The following is a 23901-nucleotide window of genomic DNA, read 5'->3' as shown; positions in this document are numbered from 1 at the left end:
TTCACCTTCCTTCTTGGAGCTCTTCTGGTGGGGGTGAGAGCTGGTCGTCGGTTGCGTTGAGGGCTGTGCGGAGCCGGATGTAGCGCGGGGGTCCCATCCGCTCCCGGGTGCCTGTTTCCAGCCGCTGGAGGTAGCTGCGGGATATGCCCGCTCGGGCGGCGGCTTGCTGGACGGTGAGGCCGAGGCTCTTGCGCTGCTTGCGGAGCGATGGCCCGTGCACCAGGTAGGTGGCTGGGGTTCTTGCCATGCAGAGAATCTACGTGTTTCTACGAGCTTCCGCTAGTCGTACTTGTTAGTAACATGCAGAAACTCGCACTAACGACCCGCGAAGATCACAGTTTGAGGGGTGCGCAGGTGAAGGTTCAGGCCAGAAACCCAAGTGTTCCTAGCTGTTCCTGAGAGTCCCTGCGATGATGTGCGTCATGGCACCCCCATACGACGAAAGCGCACTTCAGAGGCTCGCCACACTGGTAATCCAGCGGCGCTCCAGCCTCGGCTTGAACAAGATCGACGTTGCCCGCGGCGCCCAAATCCAGATCAACACCTACAGCCAGATCGAAAAGGGCAAGCCGGTACGACCAGTCACCTACGGGAAGATCGAACCCGTCATCGGCTGGGCGCGAGGCAGTTGCCTGGACGTCCTCCACGGCGCCGAACCGACCGTCGTCGAGGCCCAATGGGCAGGGGCCGCCGTCTCCCCTGTCCGCCAGGGTGACCTCGCCGAGGATGTGGCCGCCGCCGTTCAGGACGCCGCCGTGTCAGTGAGCGACTCGCTCACGTCGGTCGAGATCCGCGAGCTCAAGCGGCGCGTAGTGGAAGAGCTGGTGAAGCGCGGGCGCCTTACCGAAAATGATCGAGATTGATCACGGTTGCCGCACAACCTTTTCCGGTTACACATTTGTTACCTACGACACCCATGTCACTTACACCGAACATGGTCACAACTGACCGTCAACGTGGCAGCATCGGTGAGCACTTGGGAGGTTCCCTCTCACCCGAAAGGGGGAGCCCATGCACGAACTGCTCACCATCGACCTGGGGCCCGACTTCAACGGCTTCCGGGGGACGGTAGATGGGAGACTCGTGTGTGTTGCGACGCCTCGGGTTGAGCACGACGAAGAAGCACGACTCGCCGTGCGAGACCTGATAACGCGTCAAGGAGGCGACTGCGCCGCCTGCCGGGCCTGTGTGGTCGGCAAGCACGCGTAGTCGCAGCGGTGGGGCCGGCAGCAGGGATGCGTGCCGGCCACCCCGCAAGCACGACAGGGGACAACGTGGCTTACGTCGAGTGGCGCGGGAACACCTGCCGGGTCGTATGGAACACCCGCAAGAAAGACGAACGCGGCAGGTGGATCTATGACCAGAAGGGCGGCTTCACCGACGAGGTCACGGCCAGGAACTACGGCCTGGACCGTGAAGCCGAGATCCGCAACGACGCCTACATCTCCCGCCGCGACGGCGCCGTCACCATCGGCGAATACGCCAGGACCTGGGTCGACACCCTCGACGTCGGGCACCTGCGCGAGAAAGCCATCCGGTCCATGCTGCGGCTCTACATCGTGCCCCGCTGGGGCGAGACCGCCATTGCCGACGTCCAGCCCTCCACCTACCGGGCCTGGAAGAAGCAGCTGAAGGAACTGCCCAACGTGGGCGAGAAGTACGGCGAGGAGATCCTCACCGTCTTCAGCATGCTCATGGACGACGCCGTCGACGACGAGCTGCGCCGGACCTCCCCCGTGCCAAAGGGCAAGAAGCAGCGGCGCGGCCGGTACAAGAAGAAGCCGCGCGAGCGCAAGCGGGAGATGCGCATCGAGGACGTCCACCAGCTGGCGTGCAACGCGCTCACATTCTGGGGCCTGGACGGGTTCGTCTTTGTGTGGACCATGGCCGCCACCGGCATGCGCCCGGCCGAGCTCTACGCGCTGCGCCGCGTCTACTGCCACCCCGCCTGGCCCGCCTCCGACCCGCTCGACGACCCGAACGAGGACGACCGCGAGGAGCGGCACGCCGAAGACCTGGATCGGTACGGGCCTGACCTGATGCCCGCGATTCGTGTGCAGTGGCAGCACCAGCGGGAGAAGGGGGTCCTAAAGGAGTTCCCACCCAAGTACGAGTCGCGGCGCTCCCTCGTGCTCCCGCCGTTCCTGTCCCAGCTTCTGGAACTCCTCCTGAAGAGCCACGAGGGCGAGCACGTCTTCCGGGCCATCAGTGGCGGCCTGCTCGCCAACGCCAACTTCACCTACCACTACTGGCGTCCGATCGCCGACGGACGTAAGGCATCCAAGGAGTTCGAGCGGACGCGCCTCGGGCAGCAGCAGACCGTCGTCTCCCGCCGGCCCGTCGCCGAGATCCCGGCGACGCCTTACGCGGGCAAGCGGCTGTATCTCCTGCGTCACGGCCACAAGGAGTGGATCGACGAGGATGGGCACAGCCGGATCGCGACGGAGAGCCGCATGGGCCATGAGGTCGCGGGCGTGGAGGGCCTGTACGCGAACGTGACTTCGGGGATGGAGAGGTCCATCATGGACTCGTTGCAGGAGCGCTTCTTGCGCTTCGTGCGGGAGACGGTGTGGGAGACGGCAGTAACTTCTCCCAGTTCTCTCCCAGATGGCCTGGCCGAGTGGTGGAACCGGCAGGTCACAGCCGCCAAGGACCTCTAGCGATGCACTGGTTCATGAAGTTCATCTCGACCAAGAGCTTCATGCCGTTCGTCTGGTACCGGATCGTGCTCGGGGTCGTCATCCTCGCCCTGGTGGCCGCCGGCGCGCTCAGCCCGCACGCGGCGGAGTCGGCGGGCTGACCACGCCGGCGACGCGGCGGCGGCCGGGCGCTCGCGGGCGGCCGGTGCGCGGATCATCCGCCCGGGACGTGTCCGCGGCACGTGACCGAACCCATACGGGTCCCGTAGCCGTCCGGTAGCGCAGGGTCAGTCCCTGGCCCTAGGCTTGTCCGCATGTCCCCCGATTTAACACCCCCTGGTTCCGCGCGGTCCGCCGCCGAGGTGAACGAGCAGATCCGCGCCCTGTGGCTGCGGGCGGGCGGCTCGCTGTCCGCCCAGGAGCGCGAGGAGTACGAGATGCTGGTGGTCGAGTGGGCGGCCGCGATCCGCGGCCGGGTCGTCGAGGCGGCCTGACCGCCCACGGGCCGCGCGCCCGGCTCGCCCGGCCGCGCCGGGCCGCAGATCCCACCCTCGCCCCTGACGGAACCGTCGCCGCCGCCCCCGCCCCCTGACGGAATCAGCGCCGTCGCGCCCGCTCTCAGCGTCCGCCCGCGACCCGCAGGACCGTTCCCGTGGTGTACGAGGCGTCCGGCGACATCAGCCAGGCGACCGCAGCCGCGATCTCCTCCGCCTGTCCCGCCCGCCGCAGCGGAATGCTCCCGGCCATGTCCCGCACCCGGTCGGGAGCCCCCATCGCCGCATGCATCTCCGTGTCGATCAGACCCGGCGCGACCGCGTTGACCCGGATCCCGTCCGGCCCGAGCTCCTTGGACAGCCCGAGGGTGAAGGCGTCGACGGCGGCCTTGGTCGCCGCGTAGTGCACGTACTCGCCGGGACTGCCGAGGGTGGCGGCGCCCGACGAGATGTTCACGATCACGCCCTCGCCGCGCGGCGTCATCAACTGGGCGGCCCGCCGCGTGCACAGCAGCGTACCGATCACGTTGACGTCGACGACCCGCCGCAGCGTGTCCGTGCCGACCTCCGTGAAGCGGCCCAGCGGCCCGGTCACCGCCGCGTTGTTCACCAGCCCCGTCAGCGGGCCGAGTTCACGCTCCGCCACCTCGAACAGCCGCTCCACGTCGGCCTCGACCGACGTGTCCGCCCTCGCCGTCACCGCCCGCGCCCCCGCGGCCCGCACGTCCCCGGCCACCTTCTCGGCCGCGTCGGCGTCCCGGACGTAGTTCACCACCACGTCGTGCCCCTCCTCCGCCAGCCTCCGGCAGGTCGCCGCACCGATGCCCCGGCTTCCCCCGGTGACCACCGTGACCAGACGCTTCATGAGTACCTCCTGGCGCAGAACGCGAGACAAGATTCCCAGGCTCGCAGACGCGCGCGCCGGTCGTCGTGCGGGGGCCCACCGGCCGGGGAATGTCCGCGCACGCCCCTTGGCTGCGCTCCCGGCTTGGTCAACACTGAGCCGATGACGCAGCGTGTGGAGCTCGCGACCGTACGGGACCGGCTGGCCGTGGACGAGCTCGTCACCGACTACGCGGTGGCCGTCGACGACGGCGACTGGGAGACGTACCGGCGGCTGTTCACCGCGGACGGGCGGGCGGACCACCGTGCCGCCGGCGGCATCGAGGGGGACGCCCGCGCGGTGGCCGGCTGGCTGGCCGAGCGGTTCACGGAGTTCCCCGTGCGGCAGCATCTTTTCGTCAACCGCCGCATACGGCTGGGAACTTGGGAACGGGACACCGGTGACACGGCCGAGGTGCGGGCCGACTACGTACTCCCCGCCTGCCGCGCCGGGGAGGCGGGCGCGGCCGTCGGCCTGGACCTGTTGAGCGGCGGCCGGTGCGACTTCTCGATGCTGCGGACGGACGACGGCTGGCGGCTGACCCGGGTGGTCCTACGCGAGAAGTGGCGCCGCCTGCCCGGCTCCGGGCGGATGATGTGATCGACTGAACCGGCGTGCGCCTTATCCGGTCGTGTCCCGGACGCACACTGGAGGCACGACGGGGTAGGGAGGCGCCCATGAACCACATCGGCCACCCCCTCGCCTCCCTATGGCCCCGCTCGCTCGCCGCCGTCCTCGCGGGCGCGCTGCCCGTCCTGGCCTTCCCCGCCCCGAGCCTGTGGTGGATCGCCTACGTCGCCCTGGTGCCCTGGCTGCTGCTGATCCGTACGGCGCCGACCGGGCGGCGGGCCGCCTTCGACGGCTGGTGGGGCGGGTTCGGGTTCATGCTGGCCATGCACCACTGGCTGCTGCCCAGCCTGCACGTGTTCACGTTCGTCATCGCCGCGCTGCTGGGCGCGCTGTGGGCGCCCTGGGGGTGGCTGGTGCGCCGGACGCTGGGCGGGGAGCCGTCCGGGGGCCGGGTGGCGACGGCGCTGCTGGTCGTGCCGTCGGGCTGGCTCGTCGTCGAACTGGTCCGCTCCTGGCAGGGTCTCGGCGGGCCGTGGGGCGTACTCGGCGCGAGCCAGTGGCAGGTGGAGGCGGCGCTGCGGCTGGCGTCGGTCGGCGGCGTGTGGCTGACCGGCTTCCTGATCGTGGCCCTGAACGTCGCCGTGGCCGTGCTGGTCGCGGTGCGCCGGGCGCGGGTGCCGGCCGTGGCGGGGCTGGCCGCCGTGGCCGCCGCCACGTCGGCCGCGTGGGTGTGGTCGCCCCGCCCGGACCCCGGCGACCGGACGCGGATCGCGCTGGTCCAGCCGGGCGTCGTCGCCGGACGCGACAGCGCCGACCGCCGCTTCGACCGCGAGGAACGGCTGACCCGCGAACTCTCGGGCCAGGACGTCGATCTCGTCGTCTGGGGCGAGAGCAGCGTCGGCTTCGACCTGGGCGACCGCCCCGACCTCGCCCGGCGGCTGGCCGCGCTGTCCCGGGAGACGGGCGCGGAGATCCTGGTCAACGTGGACGCCAGGCGGTCGGACAAGCCCGGCATCTACAAGAGCTCGGTCCTCGTCGGCGCGGACGGCCCGACCGGCGACCGGTACGACAAGATGCGGCTGGTGCCGTTCGGCGAGTACATCCCGGCCCGTTCCCTGCTGGGCTGGGCGACGTCCGTCGGCAAGGCGGCCGGTGAGGACCGGCGGCAGGGCACCGAACAGGTCGTCATGGACGCGGCGGGCGGCCCGCGCATCGGCCCGATGGTGTGCTTCGAGTCCGCGTTCCCCGACATGAGCCGGCATCTCGCGCAGGACGGCGCCGACGTGCTGCTCGCGCAGTCCTCCACGTCGACGTTCCAGCGGAGCTGGGCGCCGGAGCAGCACGCCTCGCTGGCCGCGCTGCGTGCCGCCGAGACCGGCCGCCCGATGGTGCACGCGACCCTGACCGGCGTCTCCGCCGTGTACGGCCCGGACGGTGGGCGGATCGGCCCGTGGCTCGGCACGGACGCCTCCGCCGCGCGGGTCTACGAGGTGCCGCTGACGCACGGCACCACGCCGTACGTCCGCTTCGGCGACTGGCCGCCGCAGGGGGCGCTGCTCGTCCTCGCGGTCTACGCCGCCGTGGGTCTGGCGCGGTTCAGGCGAGGCGCTCGTGGACCGCTTGTACCACCCGTTCGCACAGGTCATGGGTCGCCAGTGCGTCACGGGCGCTGAGCACCTTGCCCGCGCGCACCGCGTCCAGGAAGGCGAGCGCCGCCTGCTCGATGCCGCGCTGCCGGGACACCGGCACCCAGTCGCCGCGCCGCCGCACGGTCGGCTGGCCCTTGTGGTCGATCACCTCGGCGAGGTTGACCACCTGGCGCTTGGTGTCCTGGCCGGACACCTCGAGGATCTCCTCGGCGGAGCCGCTGAGCCGGTTCATCACCCCGAGGGCGGTGAAGCCGTCGCCGGACAGCTGGAGCACCACGTGGTGCAGCAGCCCGTCCTCGGTGCGGGCGCGGACGGTGACGTCGTCGACCTGGCCCGGCACCAGGAAGCGCAGGGTGTCCACGACGTGGATGAAGTCGTCGAGGACCATCCGGCGCGGCTCCTCGGGCAGCCCGACCCGGTTCTTCTGCATGAGGATCAGCTCGCGGGGGTGGTCGGCGCACTGCGCGTAGCCCGGGGCGAAGCGCCGGTTGAAGCCGACGGCGAGGCTGGTGCCGCGCTCCTCGGCGAGCGCCACGAGCCGCTCGGAGTCGGCGAATGCGTAGGCGAGCGGCTTGTCGACGTACGTCGGCACACCGGCCTCCAGGAGCCGGGTCACGATCTCCGGGTGGACGTCGGTCGGGGCGTGCACGAACGCCGCGTCGAGGCCGGCGCCGATCAGCGAGCCTAGGTCGGCGTGACGGTTCGCGGCCGGCAGGTGGAGGGCGTCGGCGACCCGCTCCAAGGTGGCCGGGGTGCGGGTCTGCAGGTGCAGTTCCACCCCGGGCTGGACGGCGAGCACCGGAAGGTAGGCCTTCTGCGCGATGTCACCGAGCCCGATGCAGCCGACCTTCACGGTGTGTTCTCCTCTGGTCCGTGCCTGCCGTGGTCCGCTGCGAGCATACGGGGTGCCCCGTCGCCGTCCTCGCCCGCGCCGGAGGGGCCTCCCGGCGGGCGCCAGTCGGCCACGCCGTCGAAGCCGCGCAGGAGCAGCGCCGGTCCGGCCTTGGACAGCGCGGCGACCGCGTGGTCGCGTACGGCCGCCGCGACGCGGTTGGTCGTGAGGTTGAGGCGGGCCACCCGCACCGCCCGGCGGGTGATCGCGGTGGTGCGCGGGAGGCGGGCGGCGGTGTAGCCGGGGAGGTCGTCGGCGACGGGGGGCGCCGACCCCGTGTGCGGGCGGGGGAAGGCGAGGGTGATCGCGTCCTCGATCGCCTGGTTGCCGCCCTGGCCGAGGGTGGGCGGCATGGCGTGCGCGGCGTCGCCGAGCAGCGCCACCCGGCCCCGGTGGAAGGCGGGCAGCGGCCGGCCGATGTGGTGGACGTCGTGCCGCAGGACGTCCTCGGGCCGGACGGCGGCCAGCAGTTCGGGGACGGGGGTGTGCCAGTCGCCGTAGAGCCGCAGCAGTGCGGCCCGCTCGTCGTCCGGGGCCCGCTCCCCCGCGGGCCGGACGGCGGCGGCGTAGGCGTAGACCCGGCCGTCCTTGAGCGGGTGGGTGCCCCAGATGCGGCCCCGGCCCCAGGTCTCGTGCGAGGAGAAGGTGACGCCGGGCAACGGGATCACCGTCCGCCAGGTGGTGAACCCGCTGTACACGGCGCCGGGATGCCCCGGGAAGAGGACGCGGCGCACGGCGGAGTGGATGCCGTCGGCGGCCACCACCAGGTCGGCCTCCAGTTCGCCGTCGGGTGTGCCCACACGGGCGGGCCGGGCGGGGTCGCCCGGGACTCCGGGGTCGAGGAGGCTGGCGGGGGTGCCGGTGCGGACCGTGCCGGCCGGGAGCCGCCCGGCCAGGTGGTCGACGAGCGTGGCCCGGTGGAGCAGGACGAGAGGGCCGCCGAAGCGTTCGGCCGCGGCGGCGGCCCCCGTGCGGGACAGCCACCGGCCGCCCGGTGCGCGCAGTCCGCCGTCGCCCTGCCAGGCGGCCAGGGCGCGGATGTCGTCGCCCAGCCCGATGACGTCCAGTCCGCGCAGCGCGTTGGGGGCCAGCGAGATCGCCGCGCCCACCGGGCGGAGCGTCGCGGCCCGCTCCAGCACGGTCACCCGCAGCCCGCGCAGCCGCAGGGCGGCCGCCGCGGTCAGGCCGCCGATTCCCCCGCCGATCACGATCGCCCGTTCGGCCGTTGCCATGGCTCCTCCTCGAGGCCGATGACTACATCTGTAGTATGCCTCGGCTCCAACGTACTACAGGCGTAGTGCGACGGGTAGTTTGACGTCCATGTCCGTACGCACCGCCGCAGCCGCCCGCGCCGACCTCGTCGCCGACACCGCCCTCGCCCTGCTCGCCGAGCGGGGCATGCGGGGGCTGACCCACCGCGCGGTCGACGAGGCGGCCGGGCTCCCCCAGGGGTCCACCTCGAACGTGGCGCGCACCCGGCAGGCACTGCTGGAACTGGCGGTGCGCAGGCTCGCCGACCGGGAGGCGCGGGTGCTGGCGCTCCACGAGATGCCCGGCCCCCGGGAGGGCACCGACGCCCTGCTGGACGCGCTCGCGCTGGCCACCCACCGTGCGCTGACCCGGAACCGCGACCTGACCCTGGCCCGCTACGAACTCGCCCTGGAGGCCACCCGCCGCCCGGAGCTGCGGACGTACTTCGACGCGGCCGGCGCCCGCTTCCGCGAGCAGCTCACCGCGCTCGTCACCGGCCTGGGTTCCACGGAACCGGACCGCCACGCGCTCTCCCTGACCGCCTGGGCGGACGGCCTGATGTTCTCCTGCGTGGCCGGCTCCTACCACGCCCGGGTCCCGTCGGCGGCGGACCTCCGCACGGACCTGCGAGAGCTCCTCCACGGGATGCTGGGTGCCTCGGTGAACGGGGCGGGAGAGTGACGGCCGGTCTCGCGGCGGCGGAACCGGGCAGCAGCACTCCATGGAGTCCTCACCGCGTTTCACGTTGTCCGCGACCACGCTCGACGCGCCGAACGCCCAGGAGCTGGCGAGGTTCTACACGGACCTGCTCGGGTGGCCGGTACGGAAGGACGAGCCCGACTGGGTCGAGATCGCCCCGTCCGACGGCGGTGCGGGCCTGTCGTTCCAGACGGAGCCGCTGTTCACCCGTCCGCAATGGCCTGCCACCCGGTCCGGGCAGCAGATGATGACGCACCTGGACATCGAGGTGGACGAGCTGCCGCCGGCGGTCGAGCGGGCCGTCGCCCTCGGGGCGACCGTGGCGGACTTCCAGCCCCAGGACGACGTACGGGTCCTGTACGACCCGGTGGGCCACCCGTTCTGCCTCTTCGTCCGCACCGGCGCCGGTGCCTGACCACGGGCTCCGCGTTCCGGCGAGGCGGCGCCGCCCTGGACGTACAGCGGCTGCCCCTCGCGGCCCGGCGGCACCGTGAATCCCGTGGTGTGACGCGACGCCGGCGGGAAAGGATGCCGGGATGACTACCGAGCGCACCGAACCCGCACAGAACGCCGACGAGCGGAGCATGCTCGAGGGCTGGCTCGACTACCACCGCGCGACCCTCGCCCGGAAGTGCGAGGGGCTGACGGACGAACAGCTGCGGACCGCCTCCGTGCCTCCGTCGGACCTGTCGCTGATGGGGCTGGTGCGCCACATGGCCGAGGTGGAGCGCTCGTGGTTCCGCCGGGTGTTCGCCGGTGAGGACGCGGGCCCCCTGTACTACGGCGAGGCGGACCCGGACGGCGAGTTCCACCCCGGCGAGGCGGACACCTGGAAGGACGCCTACGAGACCTGGCAGGCGGAGATCGCGGCCGCCCGGCGCAACACGGCCGGGGCCGCCCTGGAGGACCTCTCGCGGGGCCGGCACCACTCGCACCCCGAGCCGTGCTCCCTGCGCTGGATATACACCCACATGATCGAGGAGTACGCCCGTCACAACGGCCACGCGGATCTGCTCCGGCAGCGGATCGACGGCGTCACCGGCGAGTGACGTCACCCCTCACACGGACGACACCCCCGAAGGGGGGCGGAGATCACCCGTGCGGGGTATGCGGCGCCTGTCCGTCCACCATGCGGAGGGCGGAGCCGACAAAGTGGCGGGGGTGCAGCGAACGACGACCACAGCAACGCTTCTGGTGACCGTGGCGGTCGCCGCCCTCTCGGGCTGTGTGACGGTCCAGCGTCCCCTCGCACCGGGCCCGGCGTCGGCACCACCACCCGGGGCCGGGCACGACACGGCGGGACGCGAGGAGTCGCCGGTCGTGCAGGCGCCCGCGCGGGAGGCGCTGGAGATGGTCGATCCGCCCGCGTCGCCCGGGGCCTCGCCGTCGGCCGGCACCACCTCCGCGGCCCGGCCTCCGCGGCCGGACACCTCGTCCGACGCGCGCAACGGGCAGGAGCGGTCCCGGCAGACCCGGAGCCCCCAGCGGTCCGAGCCGGACCGGCGCACGCCCACCCGGCGTCCGCCGGCCCGGCTGCCGGACGTCGGCGGGTCACTGGAGTCCGGGAACTCCGACGTGTGCGCGCTGGGCAGGGAGTACGGCGGCTGGCCGGCGGACAGCCCGCAGGCGCGGATCTGCCAGGACACCTACGGACACTGAGCCGCTGAGCATCTCATGGGCGCCGGCGGGGCGGTCCCGGTCCCCCGGGCGGCGTCCCGTCGTCACCGAGCCATGACTCCAGCCGGCGGATGGCGGCCCGTACGCCGTCGCCGTAGCGGTCGTCGGCGAGGGTGCGGGCGGCGCCCCGGGCCCGGTCCAGGTGGGTGCGGGCCGCCTCGGGGCGGCCGAGGCGGGCGTAGTCGTCGGCCAGGCTCAGTTGCAGCGACGGATAGAGGGCGCGCACCGCGAGGGCGCCCGGCCGGTCCGGGGACCGGCCGGCCTCCTCGGCCGCCGTCAGCGCCCGCAGGTCCCAGGCCAGTTCGTCCTCGGGGTCGTCCTGGGTGTCCGCGAGGTAATGGGCGAGTGTGCAGCGGTGCAGCGGGTCGCCGTGCTCACCGATCTCCGCCCAGAGGCCGAGGAAACGGTGCCGGGCCTCCTCGCGGTCGCCCGCGTGGTGCAGCATCACCACCTGGCCGATCCGGGTCGGCACGGCGTCCGGCGCCGCCTGCTCCTGTCGCTCCGCCACCACGTCCTCCGCACCGTCGCCCGCCGTCGCCCCCGACGCTAGCCGCAGGAAGGGGAGATACCGGACAGGCCGCTCCGGGACGTGCCGGGTGCGAGGGCGCACGGGCCCCTCCGCACCCGGCCGGACGGCACGGTGGGCCGGTCAGCCCAGGTTCGGGACGGTCCAGTCGATCGGCTGGTGCCCCTGCGCGGCCACCGCCTCGTCGATCTGCGAGAACGGCCGGGAACCGAAGAACTTCTTCGCGGACAGCGGCGAGGGATGCGCGCCCTTCACCACCACGTGCCGGCTCTCGTCGATCAGCGGCAGCTTCTTCTGCGCGTAGTTGCCCCACAGCACGAAGACCGCCGGGTCGGGGCGGTTCGCCACCGCGCGGATCACCGCGTCGGTGAACAGCTCCCAGCCCCTGCCCTTGTGCGAGTTGGCCTCACCCGCGCGGACCGTGAGCACCGCGTTGAGCAGCAGCACGCCCTGCCGGGCCCACGGCATCAGGTAGCCGTTGTCCGGGACGGGTGTCCCGAGGTCGGCGTGGAGTTCCTTGTAGATGTTGCGCAGGGACGGCGGGACCTTCACGCCGGGCCGGACCGAGAAGCACAGCCCGTGGCCCTGGCCCTCGCCGTGGTACGGGTCCTGGCCGAGCACCAGGACCTTCACCTGGTCGTACGGCGTGGCGTCCAGGGCCGCGAAGACCTCCTCGCGGGGCGGGTAGACGGGACCGCGCGCCCGCTCCTCCTCGACGAACTCGGTCAGCTCCTTGAAGTAGGGCTGCTGCAGTTCGTCACCCAGAACCCCGCGCCAGGACTCGGGCAGCATGGCGATGTCGGTCACGTCAACTTCCTCACACGCGTGGTCGCTTCCAGGCATCAGAACCTACAGGCGGCCACTGACAACCGGCCCCGCGGTCGGCCGTTCCGGGCGCCCTACCAGCTGGTCTTCCGGGAGAGCTGCCACATCATCATGATCGTGGAGGGGTCGAGGGCACGTTCGGCGCCCGAGATGTCCCGGCTCGCCGCCACGTACTGCCGGCCCTGCCACAGCGGGAGCAGGCGCGCGTCGTCGACGAGGAGCTGCTGGGCCTCCTCGAACTGCTTCACCACGTTGCCGCGGTCGCTCTCCCTGCGGGAGCTGGGCAGCAGGTCGTTGACGATCTTCTTGGCCTCGTACGGCGTGCCGAGCGCGTTCTGCTCGCCGACGAACGGGGCGATGAAGTTGTCCGCGTCCGGGAAGTCGGGGAACCAGCCGCGGCCGAACACCGGGTACTCGCCCTTCTGGTAGCCCTCGACGTAGGTCTTCCAGGGGCGGCTCTTCAGCGTGACGTCGAACAGCTTCGACGACTCCAGCTGCCGCTCCAGCTCCTTGAACTCCAGGGCGGTCTCGGAGCCGTAGCGGTCCGAGGTGTACCAGAGGGTGAGCGGCACCGGCTCGGTGATGCCCGCGTCGGTGAGGATCGCGCGGGCCTTCTTCACGCTGGGCTCGCCGAAGTCGTCGAAGAAGCCGGTGGTGTGGCCGGTCAGCCCCTTGGGGACCATCGAGTACAGCGGGTCGACGGTGTCCTTGTAGACCTTGTGCGCGATCGCCGCGCGGTCGACGAGCTGCGCGATGGCCTGGCGCACCGCCTTCTTCCCGGCCCACGGGTCTTCCGGGTTGAACACCAGGTAGTTGATGTCGGTCCCGGTGCCGTCGATGAGCTGGATCTCCTCCTCCTTGGAGGTCCTGCCCTGGAGTTCGACGATGTCACCGGCGGCCAGGCCGCGGTACGTCAGGTCGATCCGCTCGTCGCGCAGCGCCTCGACCATCGCGCCCGACTCCTGGAAGTAGCGGATGGTGACCGCGCTGTTCTTCCGCTCGGCGTAGCCCTTGTAGCGGTCGTTGCCGACCAGCCGGGCCTCCTTGCCCTCGTCGTACGACTGCAGGGTGTACGGACCCGACCCGAGGACGCTCTTGTCCTCGCGCAGGGCGTCCGCCGGGTAGGAGTCGGGGTCGACGATCGACATCGCGGGGGTCGCGAGCACGAACGGGAAGGTGGCGTCCGGCTTGTTGAGGTAGAAGACGACCTCGCGCTCGCTCGGCGCCTGGACCCGTTCGAGGCTGCCGAGCAGACCGGCCGGCCCGCCGTTGACGTTGATCTCGCGGATCCGGTCGATCGAGTGCTTGACCGCCCGGGCGTCGAGCTTGTCGCCGTCGGAGAAGGTCAGGCCCTCCCGCAGTTCGCAGCGGAACACCTGGTTGGAGGTGTCGGAGAACTCGCAGCTCTCCGCCGCGTCCGGCTGCGGTGTGGTCGCGCCCACGGGGTAACTCAGCAGCGTCTGGTAGATGTTGCGGAACAGCTCCCAGGAGCTGTCCCAGGACGCGGCAGGATCCAGCGTGCTGGGCGAGCTGGTGGTTCCCACGACGATGGGTCCCTCGTCCTCCGGGCTGTCGGACGACAGGACGCCGCATCCGGCCACCAGGGACGATATGGACGCGATGGCCGCCACCCGCCGCAGGCATCGGTTCCGGTTGAACACGCGCACGCTCCTCGATCTGCCATACCAAGGGTCGGCGAACCATACCGCAGTGACACGCCCGCTGACCCTCCCCAGAACGGGCCTTGAGATCAACTCGGGGATGACTACGTTGTCAGGTGCGTTTCGGCCCCAAATCGCCGACACGGGCGCCGTTTTCGTCAACGGCGCCCGTGTCGGGAGTGGCGGTCGGGGCCCGTGCGTACGCGTGGTGCGCGGGCGCGGGCGGAAGGGTCAGCCGACGCCGGCGTTCAGGAAGATGCCGCCGTCGACGACCAGGGTCTGGCCGGTGACCCAGTCCGACTGGTCCGAGGTGAGGAACGCGGCCGCGCCGCCGATGTCGGACGGCACGCCGAGCCGGCCGAGCGGGTAGGACGCGGCGGCCTCCGCCTCCCGGCCCTCGTACAGGGCCTGCGCGAACTTGGTCTTCACCACCGCCGGGGCGATGGCGTTGACCCGCACCCTGGGCGCGAACTCGTGCGCCAGCTGCTGGGTCAGGTTGATCAGCGCGGCCTTGCTGACGCCGTACGCGGCGATGAACGGCGAGGGCGCGATGCCCGCGACGGAGGCGATGTTGACGATCGCCCCGCCGTTGTCCTTCTGCCAGGCGTGCCAGGTCTTCTGCGCGAAGCCCAGCGCGGAGATCACGTTGGTCTCGAAGACCTTGCGCGCCACGTTCAGGTCGAGGTCGGCGATCGGCCCGAACACGGGGTTGGTCCCCGCGTTGTTGACCAGGTAGTCGACCCGGCCGTAGACCTCCATCACGCGCTCGACGGCGAGTGCCTGGTGGGCCTCGTCGTGCGCCTTGCCGGCCACGTAGACGGCCCGGTCGGCGCCGAGCTGCTCGACGGCCTCCTTGAGGGCGTCCTCGTTGCGTCCGGTGATGCAGACCCGGTCGCCGCGGGCGACCAGCGCCTCGGCGACGCCGTAGCCGATGCCGCGGCTGGCGCCCGTGATCAGGGCGACCTTGCCTGTGGGTTCCACTGTCGTCATGTCCGGGTCCTTTAGTCGAGCGGTCCGCCGGCCACGTACAGCACCTGGCCGGAGACGAAGCCGGCCGCGTCCGCGGTGAAGAAGGCGATGGCGTTGGCGATGTCCTCGGGCTCGCCGACACGGGCGACGGGGATCTGGGTGGCGGCGGCCGCCTTGAAGTCCTCGAAGCCCATGCCGACGCGGTCGGCGGTGGCCTTCGTCATCTCGGTGGCGATGAAGCCGGGGGCGACGGCGTTGGCGGTGACGCCGAACTTGCCGAGCTCCTTGGCGAGGGTCTTGGTGAAGCCCTGCAGGCCGGCCTTGGCGGCGGAGTAGTTGACCTGGCCGCGGTTGCCGAGCGCGGAGGAGGACGACAGGTTGACGATGCGGCCGAAGCCGGCGTCGACCATGTGCTTCTGGCAGGCCTTCGACATCAGGAAGGCGCCGCGCAGGTGCACGTTCATGACGGTGTCCCAGTCGGAGACGCTCATCTTGAACAGCAGGTTGTCGCGCAGCACACCCGCGTTGTTGACCAGGACGGTCGGCGCGCCCAGCTCCTCGGTGACGCGCGCGACGGCCGCCTCGACCTGCGCCTCGTCGGAGACGTCGCAGCCGACCGCGATCGCCTTGCCACCGGCGGCGGTGATCTTCTCGACGGTGTCCTTGCAGGCGGCCTCGTCGAGGTCGAGCACGGCGACCGCGCGCCCCTCGGCGGCCAGTCGTACGGCGGTGGCGGCGCCGATACCGCGCGCGGCACCGGTGACGATCGCGACCCGCTGCTCAGTGGTGGACATTGCTGCTTCTCCTCGCCCTTGGGATGCGGCTCCGGCGGCCGGCCCAGTGCAATGAGCGACCGCTTAGTACCTTCAGCAGACGTGACGCTAGAAGCCCTGGCACCCGGTGTCAACGGCACACCGCGCGGGTGTGATCCATTCCCCGCCGCCGGACTCCCCGTCCACGGTCCTCCGGTCCGGCCCCGTCCGCTGTCCGGCGCCGGTGCCGAGCACCCGATCGGCCCAGCGCTGCGCGCCCCGGCGGCGGGCGGACCCTAGCGTCGAAGCGCGAGCCATCCGTGGCCGGAAAGGAGGCGTTCGATGCGCCGTCGCACCGGTGTCATAGGCACGTTGATCGCGTGCGCCGCGATCGTGCCGTTGGCCGACATCGCCCACGCCCAGGACCTGGACTGCAGCGACTTCACCTACCAGGAGGACGCGCAGACCTTCTTCGAGATGGACCGCAGCGATCCGCACCGGCTCGACGAGGATCCCGGCCCGGACGACGGGATCGCCTGCGAGGCACTGCCCCGGCGCGGCCTCACCTCGTCCACCTTCCGGCCCGCGCCCTCGCCGCCCCCGACCACGCGCCCGGCGGCACCGACGAGCGCCGCCCCGGCCCGGACCGCGACCGCGACGGGGTCGCCGACCCGTTCCGCGAGCCCCTCCTCCGCACCGGCGACGCCCACCCGTACGCCCACCGCGACACCGACGCCGGCGCCCACCACCACCAGGACGTCCGCCGCGCCGGCCACGCCCGTGTCCTCCGCCCCGACGCGCGGTGTGCAGGGCGGCCTCGGCGGCTCCTCGGACGCCGGTCCGAGCGGCTGGGACGTCGGCGTCGGGGCCACGTTCGTGACGGGCGCCCTGCTGGCTGCCGGCTACGTGATCAGGCGCCGCCGCTTCTGAGGCACGGCGACAGCCACGGTGACCTGCCCGGCCGTCGCTTCCAGCCGCGGCACCCGGGCCGGACGCCGCCTCCGGCCCCGGTCGCCGCTCGTGACCACGACACGGTGGGCCGGTCACCGCCCCCCTCGCGGCACCCGAACCCAGCACCACCCTCGCCTCACGGCACCCGACACGGACGCCGTGCCGCACGCACGGCACCCCGACTGGCCCGGCTCCCGCCCTTCGGTCCCCGACCGCGGCGGTCCTGGCACCGCGTCCGGCACCCGGTGTCAGCGCACCAGGAGGTCGAGCAGACGCTCCGTCTCCACCGCCGGGTCGGCCGTGAGTCCGGTGTGCACCGGGCCGGGCTGCACGATGGTCGAGCGCGGCGCGATCAGCCAGCGGAAGCGCCGTCCGGCGTCGTCCCGTGCCGCCTGTCCGGCCGCGTCCCCGCCCGCGCAGACACCCTCGACGGCCCGCAGCGCGGCGTGGACACCGGGCAGGTCGACGGCCGGGTCGAGGGCCCGCAGCCGCGCCTCGTCGAGGTGGGTGCGCGCCCCGACGTAGGACAGCGGCCGGCAGTACACCAGCACCCCGGCGTTGACGCGTTCGCCGCGCTCGATCCGCGGGACGACCCGCAGCAGCGCGTACTCGTAGACGTGCAGGTCGCTCACCGGTCCCCCTGGAGGCCCTCGATGCGGGTGTGGATCGCGGCCGCACGGGCGAGAAGCGGCCGGGCGTAGGCGCGCCGGAGGTCGTCGGGGCTGTCGAAGCCCGGTTCCCCGGCCAGCCACACGTCGGGGATCTGCGCGGTCACCTCCGTCAGCAGGTCCTCGGTGACCTGCGGGGCGAGATCCGCCGCCGCCGAGGCGACGTCCGGTGCGGCACCCCTCAGGGCGTGGTCGGAGGCGTCGTAGGGGCGGGCGGCGGAGGCCTCGGCGCCGGGCCAGTTGTGGTGCCAGATCATGGTCGCGCCGTGGTCGATGAGCCACAGTTCCTCGCGCCACCGCAGCATGTTGGGGTTGCGCCAGGAGCGGTCGACGTTGTTCACCAGGGCGTCGAACCAGACGATGCGGCCGGCCTCCTCGGGACTCACCTCGAAGGCGAGCGGGTCGAAGCCGAGGGCGCCGGAGAGAAAGTCCGTCCCGAGGTTGGTGCCACCGCTGGACTTCAGCAACTGCTGCACCTCCTGGTCGGGTTCGCCGAGCCCGAGCACGGGGTCGAGCTCCACGGTGACCAGGCGCGGCACCCGCAGCCCCAGCCGGCGGGCCAGCTCCCCGCAGACGACCTCGGCCACCAGCGTCTTGCGGCCCTGCCCGGCGCCGGTGAACTTCAGCGCGTAGGTGCCGAGATCGTCCGCCTCGATCAGTCCGGGGAGCGAGCCGCCCTCGCGCAGCGGCGCGATGAATCGGGTCGCGATGACTTCCTTGAGCATCGCCCCAGGCTACTGGCGTGTCACCGCACGCCGGAGGCGGCCCGGGCACGCGGCGCGGGTGAGCGACAGGGAAACGACAGCCGTGGCTTACGCCCGTCCGACCGCACACAGGCGAAGCTCTCGGCACTGCATGAACGGCGTGGGCCCGCCGACCGTACCTGTTCCCAGATCACGCTTCATCCCTGGAGGGACCCCGGCATGACCGTATCGTTCCAGCCCGCATCGGGACCTGCCCGCCGCACGGTGGTGGCGGCCGCGGGGGCGGCCGGCCTCGCGGTGGCACTGACCGCGTGCGGAGGTTCCGACGACGACGCGTCGGCCGCCCCCGCCGAGTCCGGCGGCGCGGCGGACGACACCGCGGACGGCGGCAGTACGGGAGGGAGTTCCGACGACCCCGCCGGCGGCGCCCCGCTCGCCTCGACCGCCGACATCTTCGAGGGCGGCGGCAAGGTGTTCGCCGATCAGCGGGTGGTCGTCACCCAGCCGTCGGCCGGCGAGTTCAAGGCGTTCTCCTCGACCTGCACCCACCAGGGGTGCGCGGTGAGGAGCGTCTCCGACGGGCTCATCAACTGCCCGTGCCACAACAGCAACTTCTCCATCACCGACGGCAGTGTGAGCAGTGGTCCCGCGACCAAGCCGCTCCCGGCGGTGCGGATCTCCGTGAGCGGTGACTCGATCACCCTCGCCTGATCGGCCGGACCCGTGCACGATGGGGACCTGTGCACGGAACGTGAGCAGCACGACAGCAGAAGGGGCCGTATGTCCGCCACGCAGCGCCGGGGCCGCAAGATCATGATGACGCCCGGGGAGCTGGACGACTTCCTCACCGAGCAGCGCACCTGCCGGGTCGCCACGGTGTCCGCCGACGGCATGCCGCACGTGAGCACCCTGTGGTTCGTGTGGGACGGCGTCTCGATGTGGCTGTACTCCGTGGTGCGCAGCAGGCGGTTCGCGGATCTGCGGCGGGACCCGCGGGTGGCGATCGTGGTCGACACGGGCGAGGAGTACGACGAGCTGCGCGGCGCGGAGCTGTCCGGGCGGGTGGAGTTCGTGGGCGAGGTCCCGCGCACCGGCGAGCTGCGCGCGGAACTGGACGTGCCGGAGACGCTGTTCGCCCGCAAGAACTTCGGTCTGGACGAGATGCCGCACGACGGGCGGCACGCCTGGCTGCGGCTGACCCCGGAGAAGATCGTGTCCTGGGACTTCAGGAAACTGTCGCAGCTGTCCTGACCGGAGCGCCGTCCTCGGGGGCGCCCCCGAAGCGCTCACCCGCCGCCCGTAGCGCCCGCACCGCCGCGCGGATGGACGGGCGGCGGTCGGCGTCCGCGCGCCAGACGACGAACACGTGCCGTCGGACGCGCTGGCGGAGCGGGACGGTCACCACCCCGGCGGGCAGCGGGTCGCGGCCCAGCACCGGGGCGATGCACACGCCGAGTCCGGCCGCGACCAGGTTGAGCTGGGTGTGGCTCTCGGCGGCACGGTGGGCGACGATCGGTTCGACGCCCTTGGAGCGCAGGGTGAACATCAGCCACTCGTGGCAGAACTCGCCCTCGCCCCAGGTGATCCACTCGTCCTCGGCCAGCTCGGCGAGGTCCACCTCCTCGCGGCCGGCGAGCGGGTGGGCGGCCGGCAGCGCGACATCGGCGGGGTCGTCGAGGAGCAGTGCCTTGACCAGTCCGTCGGGCAGCGGCATCGGCTTGTTGTACCAGTCGAGCACCACGGCCAGGTCGAGATCCCCGCGGACCACTCCCCGGATGCCGTTCTCGGGCTCCGACTCGCGTGAGCGGACCCGCAGCGCGGGGTGGCGTTCGCGCAGGTCGGCGAGCGCCACCGGGAACAGTCCGCGCGCGGCGGTCGGAAAGGCGGAGATCCGCAGCTCGCCCGCCACCTGGCCGCGCTGCGCCTCCAGGTCGGCCTGGGCCAGCTCCACCTGGGACAGGATGCGCGCGGCGTGCTCGGCGAGCAGCCGTCCCGCGTCCGTGAGCCGGACGCCCCGGCCGTGCCTGGCGAGGAGCCGCTGGCCCACCTCGCGCTCCAGCTTGGACATCTGCTGCGAGACGGCCGAGGTCGTGATGTGCAGCCCCTCCGCCGCCCCGCTGACCGAGCCGTGCCGGGCGAGGGCGTCGAGGGTGCGCAGGCGCTCCAGGTTCAACATGTAAGCGATGCTACGAGATATGGCGTGCGAATTCTCGATTGTGCTACGAGATGAGTCTGCCGCATCGTTACCGGCATGAGCAGCGTCACCGCGACCACCACCACGTCCCCCGGCCCGCCCGAAGCGGCCGGTCCCGCGCCCGCGCGCACCCGCCCGCGACTGGACTGGCGGCTGCGCTTCGCCGCCCTGTCCCTGATCTGGGGCTTCAGCTTCCTCCTCATCAAGGTCGGCACCCAGGGCTACGCCCCCTTCCAGGTCACGCTGGGACGGCTGGCGTTCGGCACCGCCGTCCTGGCGGTCGCCATGGCGGTACGGCGGGAGCGGCTGCCGCGCGGTGTCCGCACCTGGGGGCACCTGGCGGTGGCCGGGTTCCTGCTGAACGCCCTGCCGTTCTCGCTGTTCGCCTTCGCGGAGCTGACCATCCCGTCCACCCTGGCCGGCATCTGCAACGCCACCTCCCCGCTGTGGGGCATGGCGCTGTCCCTGGTGGCGCTGCGCGAGGACCGGCCGACCCGGGTACGGGTGGCGGGACTGGGGCTGGGCTTCCTCGGGGTGCTGACCGTCCTCGGCGCCTGGCAGGGCTTCCAGGGCCTGGACGCGCGCGGTACGGCCCTGGCTCTGCTGGCCTCGCTGAGCTACCCCGTCGGCTGGATCTACGTCCGGCGCACCCTGGCGGGCAGCAGCCACTCCCACCTGTCGCTGACCGGCGGCCAGTTGCTGCTGGCGACCGTGCAACTGGCGGTCGTGACGCCGTTGTTCACCTCCGTGCCGTCCGGCCTGGCGGTCGGGCCGCTGCTGGCGATCGCCGCGCTGGGCACACTGGGCACGGGCCTCGCGGTGCTCGTGCAGTACGGCATCGTCGCCGAAGTGGGCCCGACGACCGGCCAGATGGTCACCTACTTCGTCCCGGTGATCGCCGCCGCGGCCGGCATCGCGCTGCTCGGCGAAGCCCTCACCTGGTCGACACCGGTCGGGGCGGCGGTCGTACTGGCGGGCGCGGCGCTCACCCAGGTGAAGCCGAAGCGGCCCGCGTAGCGCGCCGGTCCGTGTAGTCCGCCGGTCCGTGTGGCCCGCCCGTCCGCGTAGCCCGCCGGTCCGCGGGGCGTCCGACCGCGCCGAGGCGCGCGTCCTGTCTCAGGCGTACGTGCGCCGGACTCCGTCGCCGGGGCCCAGCGCCGCGGCGATCGCCTCGGCGAGGGGCTCGATCTCCTCCTCGTCGAGCGTCGAGACGGTGACGCGGACGCCGGGGGGCGCGCTCATCCGGAACCGCGCGCCGGGCGCCACCGCCCACCCGGCGTGCAGCAGCCGGGCGACGACGCCGGTCTCGTCGGGGACCGGCACCCACAGGTTCATGCCGCTGCGCCCGTGTGCCGTGATCCCACGCCGCCGCAGTGCCCCGGCCAGCGCGTCCCGGCGCCGCCCGTAGCATGCCGCCACGGCCGCCGGGTCGACCGCGCCGTCGGCCCACACCCGCGCCACCGCCCGCTGCAGGGTCAGGCTGACCCAGCCCGGCCCCAGCCGCTGCCGGCCGCGCACCCGGTCGAGGGTGACCGCGTCACCGGTGAGGACGGCGAGACGCAGGTCGGGCCCGTAGGCCTTGGCCACCGAGCGGGAGAAGGCCCACCGGTGGGTCGCCCCGGCGAGGGGGTGCAACGGCAGGTCGACGATGTGATGCCCGTGGTCGTCCTCGATCAGCAGGGTCTCGGGGTGTCCGGCGAGCACCTCCCGCAGGGCACGCGCCCGTGCGGCGCTCAGCGCGGCGCCGGTCGGGTTCTGCGCGCGGTCCGTGACGATCAGCGCCCGCGCCCCGCCCGCCAGTGCCGTGCGTACGCCGTCGGGCAGCGGGCCCTCGTCGTCGACGGTTACCGGCACGGTGCGCAGGCCGAGCGCCGGGACGAGGTCCAGCAGGCTGCCCCAGCCGGGGTCCTCCACCACGACCGCGTCCCCGGGCCGCAGGTGCGCGGTGAGCACCCGCTCGACGGCGTCCAGCGCGCCCGAGGTGACGGCGACCGGCCCCTCGGGCACCCCGTCGGCGTCCAGTCCGGCCCGTGCCAGGCGGGCGAGTTCCGACTCCACGGGGGCGTGCCCGTACAGCACCGGTTCGCGGTCGCCCTGAGCCGCGGCCGCCGCGAAGGCGCCGGCGAGTGCGGGCAGCAGCGCCGGGTCCGGGTTGCCGTCGGAGAGGTTCCGCACGCCCGGCGGGACCTCCACCCGGATCAGGTCGCGCGCCGTGGTGGCCGGCTTGGGCCGCACCCTGCTCCCCCGCCGGCCGGACGTCTCGATGACCCCGCGTTCGCGCAGGGTCCGGTACGCGGCGGCGACCGTGTTCGGGTTCACGCCCAGCCGTTCGGCCAACTCCCGCATCGGGGGCAGCAATTCGCCCGGTTCCAGCGCGCCCTCCCCCACCGCCCGCTCGATGCTCGCGGAAATGTCCGCTGCGCGCCGCCCACTGATCCGATACTCTCCTAGCACAAAGCTCATTATGCACTAGTGCAATGGAGATGGCCATGCAGGCGCCCCAGCCACCGCACCAGCGACCCGCCGCCTACACGCCCACCGGGCGCACCGTCCCCACCCGCTCCCCCCAGCGCGCGTCGTACGACAGGGAACTGGTGCACGCGATACTCGACGCGGGCTACGTCGGCCACCTCGGCTTCGTCCGGGACGGCGCGCCCGTGGTCCTGCCCACGCTCTACGGCCGCGTCGGCGAGGTCCTCTACGTCCACGGCTCCACCGGCTCCCGCCCGCTGCGCGCGGCCGGCGCGTCCGCCGAGGGGCTGCCGGTGTGCCTCACGGTCACCCAGGTCGACGGGCTGGTGCTGGCCCGCTCGGCCTTCCACCACTCGATCAACTACCGCTCCGTGGTGGTGCACGGCACGGCGTACGACGTGACGGACCCGGACGAGAAGCGGCGGGCGCTGGACGCCCTGGTCGACCACGTCGTCCCTGGGCGGGCCGCCGACTCCCGACCGGCCGACAAGAAGGAACTGGCGGCCACCGCGGTGATCCGGCTCGACCTGGACGAGGTTTCCGCCAAGCTCCGCACCGGCGGTGTGAACGACGAACCCGAGGACCTGTCCCTGCCGCACTGGGCGGGCGTCCTCCCGGTCCGTACCACCTACGGCACCCCCGAGCCCGACCCGGGCCTGGCCCCCGGCACCGAGGTCCCCGGTTACCTGACGGCCCTGTGATGCTGATCCACCCCTGGGACGCGCCCCGCGACGACACATGGCAGCGGTGGCTCGCCGTCCACGACTTCGGCCAGCTCGCGGTCAACGGCGCGCCGGGCGAACCGCCGCACGTCCAGCCCCTGCACTTCGCCTACGACGCCGAGCGCGGCGAGGCCGTCACCCACCTGGCCCGGCCCAACCCGCTCTGGTCCGCCGTCGAGGCGTCCCCGGACGTCCTGCTGAGCGTGGTCGACGACTACGCGTTCGTCCCCGGCCCCTGGCAGGCCGAGCCGGACGACCCGCCCGAGCACGGCGTGCCGACCAGCCTGTACGCCGCCGTCCAACTCCACTGCCGTGCCCACCTCGTGGACGACCCGGCGGAGAAGGCAGAGCTGCTCAACCGCCAGGTCGGCCACTTCCAGCCCGAGGGCGGCTCCGCGCGGGCCGCGGTGGGCGAGGCGCCGTACGGCAGGCTGCTGTCCGGGATCCGCGGGCTGCGGCTGGAGGTGACCGAGGTGCGGGCGAAGTTCAAGTACGCGGGCAAACGGTCGCAGGCGGTCCGCGACCGCATATCCGAGGGCCTGGCAACCCGCGCCCACCCCCGGGACACGGCGGCCCGCACCCACCTCCGGCGGACGGGCACTCCGGCCCCTTAGGGGGCGTGCGCCGCGTGCGCCCGCGTCCGGCGAGACGCCCGGCCCCTCACCGCACGCACGCGAGGCGGCACCGCGCTTGCCGACGCCCG

28 protein-coding genes and 1 pseudogene are annotated in these 23901 nt (G+C 72.7%); 16 read left to right on the top strand and 13 right to left on the bottom strand.

Annotation, left to right across the window (positions count from 1 at the left end):
* Position 1 precedes the first annotated feature (1 nt).
* The gene (locus ACIF8S_RS29175; protein ID WP_400003059.1) at positions 2 to 247 is read right to left on the bottom strand and encodes a helix-turn-helix domain-containing protein; all 246 of its coding nucleotides are present in this window, start codon (positions 245 to 247) and stop codon (positions 2 to 4) included.
* A 175-nt stretch (positions 248 to 422) separates the two neighbouring features.
* On the opposite strand from ACIF8S_RS29175, the gene ACIF8S_RS29170 reads away from it, so the two are divergent.
* The 4 genes and pseudogenes from ACIF8S_RS29170 to ACIF8S_RS29155 all read left to right on the top strand — a co-directional run bounded on the left by ACIF8S_RS29170 (position 423) and on the right by ACIF8S_RS29155 (position 3133).
* Positions 423 to 863, top strand: coding sequence for a hypothetical protein (locus ACIF8S_RS29170; protein ID WP_400003057.1), 441 nt, complete (start codon positions 423 to 425; stop codon positions 861 to 863).
* A 411-nt stretch (positions 864 to 1274) separates the two neighbouring features.
* Positions 1275 to 2660, top strand: coding sequence for an integrase (locus ACIF8S_RS29165; protein WP_400003055.1), 1386 nt, complete (start codon positions 1275 to 1277; stop codon positions 2658 to 2660).
* A gap of 5 nt (positions 2661 to 2665) precedes the next feature.
* Positions 2666 to 2800, top strand: a pseudogene (locus ACIF8S_RS29160) (undecaprenyl-diphosphatase); the annotation flags it as partial.
* Between the two features lie 153 nt (positions 2801 to 2953).
* Positions 2954 to 3133 (top strand): hypothetical protein, encoded by a 180-nt coding sequence (locus tag ACIF8S_RS29155; protein ID WP_033276915.1) that lies wholly within the window; start codon positions 2954 to 2956, stop codon positions 3131 to 3133.
* A gap of 124 nt (positions 3134 to 3257) precedes the next feature.
* Here ACIF8S_RS29155 and ACIF8S_RS29150 read toward each other — a convergent pair whose 3' ends face one another.
* Positions 3258 to 3998 (bottom strand): SDR family NAD(P)-dependent oxidoreductase, encoded by a 741-nt coding sequence (locus ACIF8S_RS29150; RefSeq protein WP_400003053.1) that lies wholly within the window; start codon positions 3996 to 3998, stop codon positions 3258 to 3260.
* A gap of 141 nt (positions 3999 to 4139) precedes the next feature.
* On the opposite strand from ACIF8S_RS29150, the gene ACIF8S_RS29145 reads away from it, so the two are divergent.
* Positions 4140 to 4616, top strand: coding sequence for a nuclear transport factor 2 family protein (locus tag ACIF8S_RS29145; RefSeq protein WP_400003051.1), 477 nt, complete (start codon positions 4140 to 4142; stop codon positions 4614 to 4616).
* 77 nt (positions 4617 to 4693) lie between these two features.
* Complete coding sequence (lnt, locus tag ACIF8S_RS29140) at positions 4694 to 6259, top strand: apolipoprotein N-acyltransferase (protein WP_400003049.1); 1566 nt, start codon at positions 4694 to 4696, stop codon at positions 6257 to 6259.
* Here the strand turns inward: lnt and ACIF8S_RS29135 are convergent.
* The gene (locus ACIF8S_RS29135) at positions 6183 to 7088 is read right to left on the bottom strand and encodes a Gfo/Idh/MocA family protein (RefSeq protein ID WP_400003048.1); all 906 of its coding nucleotides are present in this window, start codon (positions 7086 to 7088) and stop codon (positions 6183 to 6185) included. The two genes, lnt and ACIF8S_RS29135, sit on opposite strands and share 77 nt — an antisense overlap.
* A complete protein-coding gene (locus ACIF8S_RS29130) occupies positions 7085 to 8359 on the bottom strand; it encodes an FAD-dependent monooxygenase (protein WP_400003046.1) in 1275 nt (424 codons plus the stop codon). Before ACIF8S_RS29130 ends, ACIF8S_RS29135 begins: the two co-directional genes overlap by 4 nt.
* A gap of 88 nt (positions 8360 to 8447) precedes the next feature.
* Here ACIF8S_RS29130 and ACIF8S_RS29125 point away from each other — a divergent pair, with 88 nt between their 5' ends.
* The 4 genes from ACIF8S_RS29125 (at position 8448) to ACIF8S_RS29110 (ending at position 10736) form a co-directional block, all read left to right on the top strand.
* On the top strand, positions 8448 to 9059 hold the full coding sequence (locus ACIF8S_RS29125; protein ID WP_400003044.1) for a TetR/AcrR family transcriptional regulator: 612 nt from the start codon (positions 8448 to 8450) through the stop codon (positions 9057 to 9059).
* A gap of 64 nt (positions 9060 to 9123) precedes the next feature.
* Positions 9124 to 9492: a VOC family protein gene (locus ACIF8S_RS29120; RefSeq protein ID WP_400003043.1), complete on the top strand. Its 369-nt coding sequence runs from the start codon at positions 9124 to 9126 to the stop codon at positions 9490 to 9492.
* 121 nt (positions 9493 to 9613) lie between these two features.
* Complete coding sequence (locus ACIF8S_RS29115; protein ID WP_400003041.1) at positions 9614 to 10126, top strand: DinB family protein; 513 nt, start codon at positions 9614 to 9616, stop codon at positions 10124 to 10126.
* Between the two features lie 112 nt (positions 10127 to 10238).
* Positions 10239 to 10736, top strand: coding sequence for a hypothetical protein (locus ACIF8S_RS29110; protein WP_400003039.1), 498 nt, complete (start codon positions 10239 to 10241; stop codon positions 10734 to 10736).
* A 13-nt stretch (positions 10737 to 10749) separates the two neighbouring features.
* Here ACIF8S_RS29110 and ACIF8S_RS29105 read toward each other — a convergent pair whose 3' ends face one another.
* From ACIF8S_RS29105 to fabG, 5 genes are all read right to left on the bottom strand, one after another.
* Positions 10750 to 11262, bottom strand: coding sequence for a hypothetical protein (locus tag ACIF8S_RS29105; protein ID WP_400003037.1), 513 nt, complete (start codon positions 11260 to 11262; stop codon positions 10750 to 10752).
* Between the two features lie 141 nt (positions 11263 to 11403).
* Positions 11404 to 12087: a uracil-DNA glycosylase gene (gene ung, locus ACIF8S_RS29100; protein ID WP_349799820.1), complete on the bottom strand. Its 684-nt coding sequence runs from the start codon at positions 12085 to 12087 to the stop codon at positions 11404 to 11406.
* 92 nt (positions 12088 to 12179) lie between these two features.
* A complete protein-coding gene (locus tag ACIF8S_RS29095) occupies positions 12180 to 13766 on the bottom strand; it encodes an ABC transporter substrate-binding protein (protein WP_400003036.1) in 1587 nt (528 codons plus the stop codon).
* A gap of 231 nt (positions 13767 to 13997) precedes the next feature.
* Positions 13998 to 14756, bottom strand: coding sequence for an SDR family oxidoreductase (locus tag ACIF8S_RS29090; protein ID WP_400003034.1), 759 nt, complete (start codon positions 14754 to 14756; stop codon positions 13998 to 14000).
* Between the two features lie 11 nt (positions 14757 to 14767).
* The gene (fabG, locus tag ACIF8S_RS29085; RefSeq protein ID WP_349799827.1) at positions 14768 to 15529 is read right to left on the bottom strand and encodes a 3-oxoacyl-ACP reductase FabG; all 762 of its coding nucleotides are present in this window, start codon (positions 15527 to 15529) and stop codon (positions 14768 to 14770) included.
* Positions 15530 to 15829: 300 nt separating this feature from the next.
* Here fabG and ACIF8S_RS29080 point away from each other — a divergent pair, with 300 nt between their 5' ends.
* The gene (locus ACIF8S_RS29080) at positions 15830 to 16417 is read left to right on the top strand and encodes an excalibur calcium-binding protein (protein WP_400003032.1); all 588 of its coding nucleotides are present in this window, start codon (positions 15830 to 15832) and stop codon (positions 16415 to 16417) included.
* A gap of 269 nt (positions 16418 to 16686) precedes the next feature.
* On the opposite strand, the gene ACIF8S_RS29075 is transcribed toward ACIF8S_RS29080, so the two are convergent.
* Positions 16687 to 17070 carry a DUF3037 domain-containing protein gene (locus tag ACIF8S_RS29075; RefSeq protein ID WP_400003031.1) on the bottom strand — a complete coding sequence of 128 codons (384 nt, stop codon included), beginning with the start codon at positions 17068 to 17070 and terminating at the stop codon, positions 16687 to 16689.
* On the bottom strand, positions 17067 to 17831 hold the full coding sequence (locus ACIF8S_RS29070) for a HipA family kinase (protein ID WP_400003029.1): 765 nt from the start codon (positions 17829 to 17831) through the stop codon (positions 17067 to 17069). The genes ACIF8S_RS29075 and ACIF8S_RS29070 overlap by 4 nt, the downstream gene beginning before the upstream one ends.
* A gap of 198 nt (positions 17832 to 18029) precedes the next feature.
* On the opposite strand from ACIF8S_RS29070, the gene ACIF8S_RS29065 reads away from it, so the two are divergent.
* Positions 18030 to 18521 carry a Rieske (2Fe-2S) protein gene (locus ACIF8S_RS29065; RefSeq protein WP_400003027.1) on the top strand — a complete coding sequence of 164 codons (492 nt, stop codon included), beginning with the start codon at positions 18030 to 18032 and terminating at the stop codon, positions 18519 to 18521.
* A gap of 69 nt (positions 18522 to 18590) precedes the next feature.
* Positions 18591 to 19061 (top strand): pyridoxamine 5'-phosphate oxidase family protein, encoded by a 471-nt coding sequence (locus ACIF8S_RS29060; RefSeq protein ID WP_400003025.1) that lies wholly within the window; start codon positions 18591 to 18593, stop codon positions 19059 to 19061.
* On the opposite strand, the gene ACIF8S_RS29055 is transcribed toward ACIF8S_RS29060, so the two are convergent.
* Entirely contained in the window at positions 19036 to 19986 is a 951-nt protein-coding gene (locus tag ACIF8S_RS29055; RefSeq protein ID WP_400003024.1) for a LysR family transcriptional regulator, read from the bottom strand. The genes ACIF8S_RS29060 and ACIF8S_RS29055 overlap by 26 nt on opposite strands.
* Positions 19987 to 20061: 75 nt before the next feature.
* On the opposite strand from ACIF8S_RS29055, the gene ACIF8S_RS29050 reads away from it, so the two are divergent.
* Complete coding sequence (locus ACIF8S_RS29050; protein ID WP_400003022.1) at positions 20062 to 21021, top strand: DMT family transporter; 960 nt, start codon at positions 20062 to 20064, stop codon at positions 21019 to 21021.
* Positions 21022 to 21120: 99 nt separating this feature from the next.
* Here ACIF8S_RS29050 and ACIF8S_RS29045 read toward each other — a convergent pair whose 3' ends face one another.
* Positions 21121 to 22458 carry an aminotransferase class I/II-fold pyridoxal phosphate-dependent enzyme gene (locus tag ACIF8S_RS29045; protein ID WP_400003020.1) on the bottom strand — a complete coding sequence of 446 codons (1338 nt, stop codon included), beginning with the start codon at positions 22456 to 22458 and terminating at the stop codon, positions 21121 to 21123.
* Between the two features lie 35 nt (positions 22459 to 22493).
* Between ACIF8S_RS29045 and ACIF8S_RS29040 the strand changes: the two genes are divergently transcribed.
* Positions 22494 to 23177 (top strand): pyridoxamine 5'-phosphate oxidase family protein, encoded by a 684-nt coding sequence (locus tag ACIF8S_RS29040; RefSeq protein ID WP_400003019.1) that lies wholly within the window; start codon positions 22494 to 22496, stop codon positions 23175 to 23177.
* A complete protein-coding gene (locus ACIF8S_RS29035; RefSeq protein ID WP_400003017.1) occupies positions 23177 to 23812 on the top strand; it encodes an FMN-binding negative transcriptional regulator in 636 nt (211 codons plus the stop codon). The genes ACIF8S_RS29040 and ACIF8S_RS29035 overlap by 1 nt, the downstream gene beginning before the upstream one ends.
* Positions 23813 to 23901 lie beyond the last annotated feature (89 nt).

The sequence above is a fragment of the Streptomyces sp. NPDC085937 genome (genome assembly GCF_044540535.1).
Classification (GTDB): Bacteria; Actinomycetota; Actinomycetes; order Streptomycetales; family Streptomycetaceae; genus Streptomyces.
Note: the sequence above shows the minus strand (reverse complement) of the source record. Positions and strands in the feature narration are given on the sequence as shown.